13 protein-coding genes are annotated in these 11,826 nt (G+C 69.5%); 6 read left to right on the top strand and 7 right to left on the bottom strand.

What is annotated here, in order from left to right:
* Positions 1-349: 349 nt before the first annotated feature.
* Together JFB92_RS24565 and JFB92_RS24560 are read right to left on the bottom strand one after the other, a co-directional pair.
* On the bottom strand, positions 350-1,165 hold the full coding sequence (locus tag JFB92_RS24565; protein WP_199044552.1) for a class I SAM-dependent methyltransferase: 816 nt from the start codon (positions 1,163-1,165) through the stop codon (positions 350-352).
* A 40-nt stretch (positions 1,166-1,205) separates the two neighbouring features.
* Positions 1,206-2,771 (bottom strand): tetratricopeptide repeat protein, encoded by a 1,566-nt coding sequence (locus JFB92_RS24560; RefSeq protein WP_199044550.1) that lies wholly within the window; start codon positions 2,769-2,771, stop codon positions 1,206-1,208.
* Between the two features lie 151 nt (positions 2,772-2,922).
* On the opposite strand from JFB92_RS24560, the gene JFB92_RS24555 reads away from it, so the two are divergent.
* Positions 2,923-3,462, top strand: coding sequence for a histidine phosphatase family protein (locus JFB92_RS24555; protein WP_199044547.1), 540 nt, complete (start codon positions 2,923-2,925; stop codon positions 3,460-3,462).
* On the opposite strand, the gene JFB92_RS24550 is transcribed toward JFB92_RS24555, so the two are convergent.
* Positions 3,452-4,441, bottom strand: a complete 990-nt coding sequence (locus JFB92_RS24550) for an aldo/keto reductase (RefSeq protein WP_199044545.1) — start codon at positions 4,439-4,441, stop codon at positions 3,452-3,454. The two genes, JFB92_RS24555 and JFB92_RS24550, sit on opposite strands and share 11 nt — an antisense overlap.
* Before the next feature lie 170 nt (positions 4,442-4,611).
* Here JFB92_RS24550 and JFB92_RS24545 point away from each other — a divergent pair, with 170 nt between their 5' ends.
* On the top strand, positions 4,612-5,247 hold the full coding sequence (locus tag JFB92_RS24545; RefSeq protein ID WP_199044543.1) for a LysE family translocator: 636 nt from the start codon (positions 4,612-4,614) through the stop codon (positions 5,245-5,247).
* Positions 5,248-5,279: 32 nt separating this feature from the next.
* Entirely contained in the window at positions 5,280-5,726 is a 447-nt protein-coding gene (locus tag JFB92_RS24540; protein WP_199044541.1) for a PaaI family thioesterase, read from the top strand.
* On the opposite strand, the gene JFB92_RS24535 is transcribed toward JFB92_RS24540, so the two are convergent.
* From JFB92_RS24535 to JFB92_RS24525, 3 genes are read right to left on the bottom strand one after another with little or no spacing between them, the layout of a single operon-like run.
* The gene (locus JFB92_RS24535; protein ID WP_199044539.1) at positions 5,713-6,414 is read right to left on the bottom strand and encodes an alpha/beta fold hydrolase; all 702 of its coding nucleotides are present in this window, start codon (positions 6,412-6,414) and stop codon (positions 5,713-5,715) included. The genes JFB92_RS24540 and JFB92_RS24535 overlap by 14 nt on opposite strands.
* Before the next feature lie 41 nt (positions 6,415-6,455).
* Positions 6,456-7,631: a metallophosphoesterase gene (locus JFB92_RS24530; protein WP_199044537.1), complete on the bottom strand. Its 1,176-nt coding sequence runs from the start codon at positions 7,629-7,631 to the stop codon at positions 6,456-6,458.
* Positions 7,632-8,378 (bottom strand): SDR family NAD(P)-dependent oxidoreductase, encoded by a 747-nt coding sequence (locus JFB92_RS24525; RefSeq protein ID WP_199044535.1) that lies wholly within the window; start codon positions 8,376-8,378, stop codon positions 7,632-7,634.
* A gap of 165 nt (positions 8,379-8,543) precedes the next feature.
* Here JFB92_RS24525 and JFB92_RS24520 point away from each other — a divergent pair, with 165 nt between their 5' ends.
* Entirely contained in the window at positions 8,544-9,368 is an 825-nt protein-coding gene (locus JFB92_RS24520) for an SDR family oxidoreductase (RefSeq protein ID WP_199044533.1), read from the top strand.
* 40 nt (positions 9,369-9,408) lie between these two features.
* Here the strand turns inward: JFB92_RS24520 and JFB92_RS24515 are convergent, their stop codons facing one another.
* Positions 9,409-10,278 carry an SDR family oxidoreductase gene (locus JFB92_RS24515; RefSeq protein ID WP_372451693.1) on the bottom strand — a complete coding sequence of 290 codons (870 nt, stop codon included), beginning with the start codon at positions 10,276-10,278 and terminating at the stop codon, positions 9,409-9,411.
* Positions 10,279-10,372: 94 nt separating this feature from the next.
* On the opposite strand from JFB92_RS24515, the gene JFB92_RS24510 reads away from it, so the two are divergent.
* Complete coding sequence (locus JFB92_RS24510; protein WP_199044529.1) at positions 10,373-10,777, top strand: winged helix-turn-helix transcriptional regulator; 405 nt, start codon at positions 10,373-10,375, stop codon at positions 10,775-10,777.
* A gap of 126 nt (positions 10,778-10,903) precedes the next feature.
* Positions 10,904-11,791 (top strand): exonuclease/endonuclease/phosphatase family protein, encoded by an 888-nt coding sequence (locus tag JFB92_RS24505; protein WP_199044527.1) that lies wholly within the window; start codon positions 10,904-10,906, stop codon positions 11,789-11,791.
* The last annotated feature ends 35 nt before the right edge of the window (positions 11,792-11,826 follow it).

Raw genomic sequence — 11,826 nt, 5'->3', positions numbered from 1 at the left:
ACGTAGCCGCCGCGGTCGACCCGTCCGAGGGCGTGATCGCGCCGGTCACCACTCGCTCGGTCCATCCCGCGCTTCAGGGCCGACCGCGACGACTCGGTCACGTCGATCCCGGTGCCACGGCCCGACCAGCAACCTCGCGGATCCGTCGCCGCCAGCTTGAGCCGCAAGGCAAGAACGCCTTGACTCGACAAACCACGTCGCCCATTTCAGACAGTGGAGTTCGACGGCCCCGGCCCGACTCGGCCCATAGCATCCGGGCCGTGCACCAACGCCCATATAAGAGCGATGAGCGACCAGAGCCCATTGGTGAGCCTCACCGGGTCAGTGCCAGAGGCTGCTCGGGCGGGGTTCAGGCACTGGGCGAGCGGCATTCGAGGATGCCGGGGTGGCTGGTGATCGTGAACAGGTCGTGCGTCTGGAAGTGCGTTTCCAGTCGGGTCGCGATCCGGTCCATGACCCTTTCGAAGTCGGCCTCGACGAGTTCCGTGAAGGAGCTCATCGACCGGTGGAAAGCCAGCAGCGGGTCCGGCTCGGGCAGCTCCACGACACCGTCGAGGTGGTGTACTTCGACCGACTCGAAGCGGGCGCTCAGGAATTCCTCAGCCCGTTCGAGGGTGAAGTTGTCGAGGGCGGGACCCAGGGGGTTGTCGATGTCGACCCCTAGCGCTTCTCGGCCGGCCTCGACAATGAGATCGGCGTATTCCCGCTTGTCGTCGGCGGCGATGGTGGAGACGAACAGGACACCGCCCGGGCTCAGGACGCGGACGAGCTCGTCGAGGGCCTTCTCGATGTCGGGAACGTGGTAGAGCATGTGCATCGCGAGCACGACGTCGGCCGAGCCGGTCTCGAATGGCAGGTCGACGACGTCGGCGACGACGGTCGGCTCGGCAAGCTCATCGAGCACGCCCGCCGACTTGTCGATGCCCACGACCTCCGCCTCGGGGAATGCCTCTCGCAGTCGCAGCACATAGCTGCCGTTGCCGCAGCCGACGTCGAGGATTCGGGCCGGGGTCCCGCTGACTCGCTCAGCCACGAAGCCCTGGATGTCGCGCTGGGGTCGCTTGTACTCGTAGAGGCTCTGGCGGGACCTGAGATTGTCGGGGTTCCTGTAGTTCTCGCCCTGCTGGAACTTCGCGGTGCTGATGTACTCTCGCCTGCTGTTCATCGCCCTCCTCGCGCTTGGTCCGAATCGCAAGTGTAGGCAGTCAGTCCATCAGGCGCGAGAAAATGTCGCGAACGTCCTTGTCGGAGTATTCCGAGTCGACCTCGCTCGGCGGGCCCGTGTCGAGGTAGCCGTAGGACTCGTACTCCAGGATGTCGGGGCACGGGTCGCCGACCTCCGCGGAGTAGGCGGCCACCCTCTCGCCGGTGCGCAGCTCGAACGCCCGGACCTCGAACCTGGTGGCGTAGAAGTCGACGTCCACGTAGCCGCTGATCGGCTGGATGGCCGACGCGCCCGCGTCGTACGCGCAGGTCGCCTGAAGGCTGCCGCGTTCGGGGCCCTCGACGCAGAGCACCAGCACGGTGTCATCGACGTCCACGGCCCTCCACGACTCGGGGAAGTCGTACTCGAACGGATCGATGCCGAACGTCTGCATCGCATGCGGGCCATCGCCCTCGTAGGCCGGGGCGGCCCGGTAGGGGGCCGGATTCTCGCAGTAGGTCTTCTGGTCGAACAGGGCGATGACGTTCTCGCGTTCGATGGCGGTCTCGACCTCTTCGAGCTCGTCGGTGGCTTCCGGGACGAGTTCGTGGTCGGGGTAGTCGGCCAGGAATCGCTCGTAGGCGTCGCGGGCTCCCTCCAGATTGTCCCCTTCGAAGAAGGCCCTGGCGCAGGCGACGATCCGCGGCGGGACCTGCGGGGCGTCGGCGGCGACCGGCTCGGACAGTTCGGGCGCTTCCCAGTCCTGTTCCTGGAGCCAGTCGTCGATGTTCATCGCCGCGCACGCCCCTGCGGCCTCAGGGAAGTCGGCCAGGAATTCCTCGACGATGCCGCGGACCCGCTCGGACTGGTCCGGGGTGTCCTCGAGCGAGGCCGAGAGCTGCGCGAAGGCGTCGTCGAGGTGAGTCACGTACGACTCCGGGGAATCAACGACGACTTCGAAGAGTCGCTCGGCCCGCAGCGGGCCCGCGCCGTCCCAGCGCGCGCCGGGGTGGTCGAGATAGGTCTCGATCAGGCCCTCCGCCGTCACCGGGTCGGCGTCCTCGGCCTCCAGCAGCAGTTCGCACGCTTCCAGGGCCTCTTCGCCCCTCAAGGTGGTCGGGCCGTAGGCGAGGCGGTGGACGGCGCCGAGGCGGCCGAGTGATTCGGCGGCGGTCTGGCAGTCGCCCGATTGGTGCGACTCCTCGGCGGCCTCGACGATCGCGGTCGCGTCGTAGCGGTTCCAGGCGATGGTGACCAGCGCCAGGACCACGATGCCGGCGGTGAAGACCCTGGGCCGCCACCGCGGGTCCGCGTCCTCGGGGTCGACCAGTTCCGATGTCGGGCGGCGGGTGATCCAGAAGGCGTGGCCGACCGCGGCCAGCCACCATGCTGCCAGCAGGACCCGCCAGACCCACGCTTCGGGGTCGTTGACGATGAGCGCGAGCAACAGGATCGTGCCGATCAGCGCGCCCGCCGCCAGCGCGGGACGGCGGATCAATGCGTAGCCCAGTCCGAGTCCGCTGGCGTTGCCGAGGACTGCGACCACCGGGTCCGCCGGTGGCGGCGGGACGGGGCGCTGCGGCGGCACGAACGGCGGCGGGTCGGGCTGCGTGCTTCCGGGATACAAGGGGGCACTCCTTATTCCATTGGTTCCCTTCTAGTACAACATGACCGCGCAACACGAGGACGCTTCGACACGGACCACGGTCGTTCGGTCACCGCGCGGCGCGTAGGCTCGGAACCGATCCCGCCGGCGCGATGAAGGAAGAGACACGCCAATGCCCATGCTCGAAGTCCGCCGGCACAGCAAGCGTGAGAACGCCGAGGCCGTCCACCTCTCCCAGGAAGGGGTCGAAATGGCCCGTTGGGCCGGAACCCTCTTGGGGCCCTTCGAGGTCGTGGCGTGCAGCGTGGCCCCGCGCACCCGGGAGACGGCGATCGCGATGGGTTTCGCGGTGACTCAGGAGCTGGCGACCCTGCCCACCGTCAGGGAGTTCATGGTCGAGTCGGCGCAGGCCACGCAGGTCTCGGGCGAACCGTTCACGCGCCTTTCCCGGCTGGTCAACCGGGAGGGGGTCGTGCGGGACTACTCCCTCGGGCTGGCGCAGCAGTGGCACGACCTGATGGCCCCGCTCGGACCGGGCGACGCCTCGCTGGTGATCGGCCACGGCGGGCACTTGGAGTGCGCACTGGTGGCGCTGTTCCCCGAGGCGAACCACGACGAATGGGGCGCGCTGTTCGGGCACATGGAAGGCGCGCGGCTCCACTTCGACAGCGGCTCCGCGCGATTCCACGATCTGGAGATCGTCAGGGTGTAGCGGCCAGGAGCTTAGAGACCTCCTCGACCTGAGCCTGCGTGAGCGGGCCCTTCTCCAGGGCCCCGGCGTTCTCCTCGACCTGGGCGACGGTGCGGCAGCCGGGGATCGGGACGGTGACGTCGCTGACTCCCCAGATCCAACCGAGCGCGCCCTGCGCGAGGGTGTGTCCTTCGCTGGTGAGGACCTCGCGAACCGCCTCGAGGCGGGCCAGGTACTCGGGGTTGGGCCTGCCGTCCTCGAACAGGGTCATCCACGGCGCGGCGCTGCCGCGCACGTCGTCGGTCCCGATCCGGGACTGGGCGTCGTACTTGCCGGTGAGCAGGCCCATCGCCAGGGGTCCGCGGTTGACGCAGGCCAGGTTCAGCCGCTCGCAGAGCTCGACGACGTCGGTCTTGCCGCCTTTCATGACCGAGAAGTCGTGCTGGACCGAGGCGAAGTGCTCGCCGTCGCTCCCCCAAGCCTCGGCCCGGTCGGGCAGGTCGGTGCTCCAGCCGTAGGCGCGGATCTTGCCCTCGCCGACCAGGTCTTCGAGGGTGGCGAGCAGCGCGGCGGCCTTCTCGACCGGGAGGTCTCCGAGGTGGAGCTGGTAGAGGTCGATGTAGTCGGTGCCGAGCCGCCGCAGGGACGCCTCGACCGCTTCCCGGACGTATTCGGGGGTGTCCCCGGCGCCGGTGATGTACTTGGTGTTCTCGTCGAACCGGTTGCCCCACTTGGTGGCGATGACGACCTCGTCGCGGCGGCCTTCGAGGGCCTGCGCCAGGACGCGCTCGCTGTGCCCGGCGCCGTAGACGTCGGCGGTGTCGAAGAAGGTCACCCCGAGGTCGAGCGCGCGGCGGACGGCGCGGATCGACTCCTCGTCGTCGACCGCGCCCCAGCCGCACGCGCCGCTCTCGGCGAAGAACGGCCCGCCGATGGCCCAGCAGCCCATGCCGATCCCGCTGACGTCGATTCCGGTGTTTCCCAATGTTCGTCGCATCATGCTGTCGACGGTAGGACTTGGAGCGCACTCCAAGTCAAATGTGACCCTCGAAGAGTTTTCAGACTGTTCCGGTCGGCCGAGTCCGGCGCGGAGGCTCGGTGTCGGGGCCTCTGGGTGCGGGTAACGCGTATCGCATTGACCGGCGGGGCCGTTGGTGGTTGGATGCGGGAGTGTTCAGTGTCGGGGAGTTGTTGGCGTTCGCGGCCGCTTCAGTCGTCATCATCTTGATTCCCGGTCCCAGTGTCATGTTCATCGTGGGGCGGGCGCTCGCCTACGGGCGGCGGAAGGCGCTGTTGACGGCGTTCGGGAACTGTTTCGGGGCGCTCACCGCCGCCGCGCTGGTGGCCTTCGGGCTCGGGGCGGTCATTCAGCAGTCGGCATTGGCGTTCAACATCGTCAAGTACGCGGGCGCGGCCTACCTGGTGTATCTGGGTGTCAAGGCGTTCCGGGACCGCAAGGGGACGCTCACGGTCCCCGAGGCAGAGGAGACCGGGCCGCGCCGCACCGCGCTGCCGGTGTTCGAGGGCTTCCTGGTGGGGCTGCTGAACCCGAAGGGGATCCTGTTCTACCTGGCGATCTTCCCGCAGTTCGTCAATCCCGAGGCCGGGTCGGTGATGGCGCAGATGATGGTGTTCGGGGCGATCTTCGCGGCCATCGCGGCGGTGTGCGACACGACTTGGGGCCTGGTCGCGTCGGCGGCCCGCAGCCTGTTCCAGTCGCCGCGGCCCAAGCGGGTCCTCGGCGGCATCGGCGGGACCTCGATGATCGGCCTCGGCATCGCGGCCGCAGCCGGGGAGCGCGCCTAGACTCGCTCGCACAACGATAGGAGCACTTGAGTATGACTGAGTTTTCGCCGGAAGTCGTCGAGCGGTTCAACGGGGCGGGCGTCGACCTGGAGAAGTTGTTCTCGGCCGGTGCGCTCGGCGAGCGCATGGGCGTCGAGGTCCTCTACGCCTCGCCCGAGCGGGTCACGGCGTCCATGCCCGTCGAGGGCAACACGCAGCCGTACGGGCTGCTCCACGGCGGGGCCTCGGCCGTGCTCGCCGAGACACTCGGTTCGATCGCGGCGATGCTGCACGGCGGGCCCGAGCAGATCGCGGTCGGCGTGGACCTCAACGTGACCCACCACCGGGGCGTCCGCTCGGGCACGGTCACCGGCGAGGCGCTGCCGCTGCACCGCGGGCGCTCGACGGCGACTTACGAGATCTCGATCAGCGACGAGGAGGGCCGCCGGGTGTGCACCGGGCGGCTCACCTGCATGATCCGTCCCGCTAAGCGCGACTGACCGCCCGCAGTATCGCCTCGCCGAGCTCGGTCGGCTTGGTGAACTGCGGCCAGTGCCCGGTGGGCAGGTCGATGAGCTCCACGTCTTTGAGCGCGGCGAGCTCGGAGGTGAACGGCACTCCCTGCCCGATCCACTCCCGGACCTGGTCGGCGGTGATCTCGCAGCAGATCAGCGTGGCCGGGACGTCGAGCCTGCGCTGATCGTGCAGTTCGCTCCGGTCGTAGGCGACGGCCTTCGGGGACGGGATGGCGCGCTCGCGGAACTCCGCTCGCAGCTCCTGGTCGAGGTCGACCAGGTCCTCGTCCTCGAAGAAGCCCCACTCTGGGAGCGGGAGGTCGTCGCCGTCGGCGGGGATCTCGTCGTTGATGACGAAGCCGGCCGGGGTCGGGAACGAGTCGACGTAGACCACGCGGGCGACCTTGTCCGGTCGGGCGTCGGCGGCCTGCTGGGCGACGCTGCCGCCGCCGGAGTGCCCGGCGAGCACGACCGGCGCCTCGGCCTTGTCGATCAGGGCCACGACCGCGGCGACGTGGTCGCGCAGGCCGATGCCGGAGCGGTCGGCGTCCTTGGATTCCATGCCGGGCAGCGTGACGGCCTCGACGCGGTGGCCAGCCGCCTCCAGCGCCGGGGTCACTTTGCTCCAAGAGGAGCCGTCGAGCCAGAGTCCTGGGATCATGATGAGTTCCATGGCCCCGACCGTAGACCCCGCCACCGACATTCCGCTCGGTTTCAGGCCTGACCTGCGCGGAGGGTCATGACGGTGATGTCGGCGTTCGCGCCGACGCGCATCGGAGGGCCGTTCGTGCCCGCGCCGTTGGTGACGTACAGGCGCGCGTCGCCCCACTGTTCGAGACCGCCGAGCTGGACGCTGCGGATGCTGCTGGCGATGTGCACCGGCCACATCTGGCCGCCGTGGGTGTGCCCGGACAGCTGGAGGTCGATGCCGTAGTCGAGGGCGGGCACGATCACGTCGGGCTGGTGGGCCATGAGCACAACCGGTCGGTCGGGGTCGCGGTCGCCCAGGGCCGCTTCCAGGTCGGGTCCGGTCTCGCCTTCGATGCCGCGCTGGTCGACGATGAGGTCGTTGACTCCGGCCAGGTCGAAGGCGGGCAGCTCTACGCGGGTGTTGGGCAGGGCGACCATGCCGAGCTCCTCGACGCGCTCGTACCACTGGTCGGCGCCGACGTAGTGCTCGGCGTTCCCGGCCACGAAGAACGCGCCGTCGCGCGCCTCGAGCCGGGACAGCGGGTCGGTGGTCCGGCGCAGGTGGTCGGCCTCGCCGCTGGCGAGGTCGCCGACGAACGCGATCAGGTCGGGCTGGGTGCGGTTGATCTGGTCGACCACGCGCTCGCAGTAGCCTCGTCCGCGGATCGCCGACAGGTGGGTGTCGCCGACCACCGCGATCCGGTATCCGTCGAGTTCGCGCCCGAGCCCGGCGATCGGGACCGAGACGTCCTTGAGCCGCGGGGTGCGGTAGCCCTCGACCAGGCCGTATCCGGCCGTTGCCGCGGTCAGCGCGCCCGCGCCGATGCCGATCCCGCGCGAGACGACCTGGCGGCGCGTCGGTCCCTCGGCCTCGGGTTCGGCGCGTCTGCGGCGCAGCAGCCACCAGCGAACCGGTTCGGCGACGATGAGGAGGCCGACCAGGTACATGAAGATCCCGAACCAGATCCAGCCGGGCCACCCGACGATCTGCTGCACGGCCATGGGCGCCTGCGAGGGCGTGAGGAACCGCGCGCCGAGGCCGAAGGCGGCCAGCGCGCCGAGGACTACCGCGCCGATCGGCCGCCACCGCGAGCCGCGTTCGGTGGTGTCGCGGAACAGGCGCCACCACACGTAGCCGTGGACGGCGGCGAACCCGGCGGTCACGATGATCAGTCGGACCGCGAACCAGAATGTGGCCATCTATCGCCCGGGCAGCGCACCGCCGTTGGACTGGATGACCTGCGCGGTCACGTTCCCGGCTCCGGGAGCGGCCAACCAGTGGGCGAGTTCGGCGATGTCGGCGGGGTTCCCGGCGCGCTTGTTGTGGGTCTGGCCGATCAGCCGCTGGTGCCGCTCGGCGGTCATGCGGCCGCCGAAGAACTCGGTGTCGGCGGTGTAGCCGGGCGCGATCACGTTGGCGGTGACGCCCCGGTGGCCCAGTTCGGCCGACAGGTCGATCGCGTAGGGGTGCAGGGCGGCCTTGCTCGCGCCGTAGCTGCCGTTGCCCGAACCGCGGAGGGCGGCGATCGAGCTGCACAGCAGGATGCGGCCGCCGTCGTTCAGGTGGGGTTTGGTCGCTTCGACGAGGTGGACGGCGGTCATGACGTTCGCGCGCAGGTTCGCCGCCCAGGTCCACGAGACGGCCTCCAGGCCGTCGAGGCCCAGCTCAGTATCGGGGCCGGGGGTCATCCCGCCCGCGCAGGCGGCGACGATGTCGACGCCGCCGAACCGCTCGGCCAGATGGTCGGCCACGCGCCGGGCGCCATCGGGTTCGGCCAGGTCGGCGACGAAGTAGGAGGCGCGCTCGCCGATCCGCTCCGCCGCTTCCCGCAGCACCGCTTCCCGGCGTCCGGTGACGACCACGCGGTCCCCGTCCTTCGCGAAACGCTCGGCCACGGCGTATCCGATGCCGGTGCCTCCCCCGCTTACGACTGCCGTTCGCGCCACAGGTCCTCCCTCGTCTCGGTCCGCGCCGACTCTAGCGCGGCCCGACCAGGACGCCCAGCGGCCGGCACCGGTCTTAGGGCCAAAGGAGGAACCGCGGATCGGAATGCCCGAGTTCGGGTATCCGTTGCAGGCTGTAACGGAACAACCGAGGCAAGGAGACGATCAATGTCGATTTTGGTCACTGGAGCAACCGGGAACGTCGGACGCCACCTGGTGCGGCTGCTGGCCGAGGACGGGCACCCGGTGCGGGCCCTGACCCGCGATCCGGGCGCGGCCGAATTCCCCGAGGGCGTCGAGGCCGTGCGAGGCGACCTGACCGACCCCGAGAGCGTCACCGCGGCGCTCGAAGGCGCGACGGCGCTGCACCTCCTGTCCGCCCAAGGCGCCTCGTACGACACCCTCGAAGGTCCCGAGCCACTGCTGGAGGCGGCGGCGAAGGCGGGGGTGCGACGGGTGACGGTGCTGTGGAACGGGTTCCACGGCCCGGTCGAGGAGGCCGCCGAGCGTAGCGGTCTGGAATGGACGATCGTCCAGCCGGGCACGTTCATGTCGAACTCGCGGTACTGGGCCGAGGAGGCACTGGCCGAGGGCGTAATCCGCGAGCCGTTCGCGGACGTCGTGCACTACCCGGTGCACGAGGCCGACATCGCCGCGGTCGCGGCCGCGGCGCTCACCGGGGACGGCCACGCCGGGAAGCGGTACACCCTGACCGGCCCCGACGGACTGACCGTCGGCCGGCAGGTGGAGGCGATCTCGCGGGCCTCGGGACGCCCGATCCGCTATGAGGAGCTGACCGCAGAGGAGGCCAAGGAACGCATGCGGGCCATGGGCATCGGTGAGGAGTCGATCGAGTTCATCGTGGGTTGGAACGCCGACCCCGAGAACGAGCGGCGTCTGGCGGCCGAGGCGGCCGACATCGCCGCGATCACCGGGTCCGCGCCGCGCACGTTCGCGCAGTGGGCCGAGGAGAACGCCGCGTCGTTCCGCTGAGGAGAGCGGCCTGCGACCGGTGGTCGCAGGCCGCTCGTTCTCACTCGCCGAGGCCCGTCGCGGCTTCGTCGATGGCCTGGGGCATCGGGGTGGTGGGGCGGCCGATCAGGTCGGACAGGTCGCCGTTCCGGCGCTCCAGCAGACCGCGCGAGATGGCGGCGTCGACGTCGACCAGGATGGCCGCGATCGGCTCGGGAACCCCGGCGCCGACCAGGATCTCCTTGTGGGTCTCTGCGGGAACGCGGCTGACCGGGATCTCGCGGCCGAGGCGCTTGGAGACCGCGGTCGCGTATTCCTCGAAGCTCCAGGCGTCGTCGCCGCTGAGCTCGTAGGCCCGGTTCTCGTGGCCGGTGCCGGTGAGCACGGCGATCGCGGCGGCCGCGTAGTCGGCACGCGAGGCGCTGGCGACGCGGGCGCCCTCGGCGGCGCTGGTGAGGATGCCGCCCGCCTCCACGGCCTGGCCGAGGGCCTCGGTGTAGTTCTCGTGGTACCAGCCGTTGCGCAGCAGCGTGTAGGGGAGGCCTGAGTCGACCAGGTACGCCTCGGTGCCCTGGTGCTCGCGGGCCAGCTCGAAGTCGGCGTCGGGTCCGCCGAGGATGGAGGTGTAGGCCAGCAGGGCGACGCCCGCTTCCTTGGCGGCGTCGATGACGGCGGTGTGCTGGGGCACGCGCCGGCCGATCTCGCTGCCGGAGATGAGCAGGACCTTCTCGTCCTGCTTGAAGGCCGCCTTCAGGGTCTGAGGGTCGCTGTAGTCGGCGACGCGGACCTCGACGCCCCGCTCGGCGAGCGGGGCGGCCTTCTCGGCGTTTCGGACGACGACGGCGACCTGGTCGGCGGGGACCTTCTCGAGCAGCCCTTCCACGACGTGCTGGCCGAGGTGTCCGGTGGCTCCGGTGACGACGATCATGATGTTCTCCTCAGTGACGTTGGTGGAGCCACTCTCGCACTTTCTTATTGAAAGTACAATCATTTGGAAAGTACTGTTGTTGGGATAACATCGCTCCATGACCACCACGTCGAACATCGAGATGCCCGGGAGTTGGCCGGAGTTCCAGGTGCTGGCCAAGAACTGCCCGTCGCGCCCGGTATTCGAGGTCATCACCGGCCGCTGGAGCGCACTGACCCTGCTCGTGCTCGGCGAGGATCCGAAGCGCTTCAGCGAGATCCGCCGCGAGGTCGACGGCATCAACGAGAAGGCCCTGGCCCAGAGTCTGCGCGCGCTCGAGCGGGACGGCTTCGTCGAGCGGCACGCCAGCGACGGCTACCCCTCGCGCGTGGAGTACAACCTGACCGGCCTGGGCGTGTCCACCACCGCGCTCCTGCGCGGCCTGGTCGAACACCTCCAGGACCGGATGCCCGAGGTACTGGAGGCCCAGGCCGACTACAACCGGCGGCACCCCGACGCCTAGGGTTCGTCACCGCGGAGCAAGCCTCCCTTAAGCCGCGGGTCTTGAACAATCCACGTAAATCGGTCACGCTGTGGGTGCCCTCACCGAGTTCTCGAGGCTCGGCAATCTCGACAACTGGAGCACCGCATGCGAATACTTCGCGCACTGGCCGCGACCCTCCCCCTCGTCGTCATCGGGCTGGCCGCCCCGGCATCGGCCCAGGAACCGGAGAACGGGTCGTTCTCGGTCCTGAGCTACAACATCGCCGGACTCCCCGCCTTCCTCCAGGACGGCGACCCCGAGACCAACACCCCGATCATCGGCTCGCGGCTCGACCCGTACGACATCGTCCACGCGCAGGAGGACTTCAACTACCACGCCTCGCTGTACGCGGCCGACGACCATCCCCACCGGACGGCCACCAGCGGCGGCGTGCCCTTCGGCAGCGGCCTGAACACGCTCTCGAACTACCCGTGGACCGAGTTCGACCGGATCACCTGGGACGACTGCCACATCAACCAGGCCGACTGCCTCACGCCGAAGGGCTTCACCTTCATGCGTCTCGAACTGGCCGACGGCGCGACGGTGGACCTGTACAACCTGCACGCCGACGCCGGGAACGACCAGGGCGACCTCGACGCCCGCGCCTCGAACTTCGCGCAGGTCACCGAGTACATCGAGTCGCACTCGGCCGGCAACGCCGTGATCGTCTACGGGGACACCAACACCCGCTACACCAGGGCCGGGGACCCGATCGCCGGCTTCGCCTCCGACAACGGCCTCACCGACGCCTGGGTCGAACTGGCCAGGGGCGGCGACGAACCGCAGCCCGGCGATCCCGCCCTGGTCTGCGACGACGCGAACGTCACCACCGGCTGCGAAGTGGTCGACAAGGTCCTCTACCGCGGCGGCGACGGCCTCGACCTCGAAGCGGTCGAGTACCGCAACGACCACGCCGACTTCCGCGACGACGAGGGCGAGAACCTCTCCGACCACTACCCGATCGCGGTCGAATTCGACTGGACGCTGGGCTAGGGCCTGTTTGAGAAGTGAGGGAGCCTCCAGTTAGT

The organism is Glycomyces salinus (assembly GCF_016428645.1).
Lineage (GTDB): Bacteria > Actinomycetota > Actinomycetes > Mycobacteriales > Micromonosporaceae > Glycomyces > Glycomyces salinus.
Note: the sequence above shows the minus strand (reverse complement) of the source record. Positions and strands in the feature narration are given on the sequence as shown.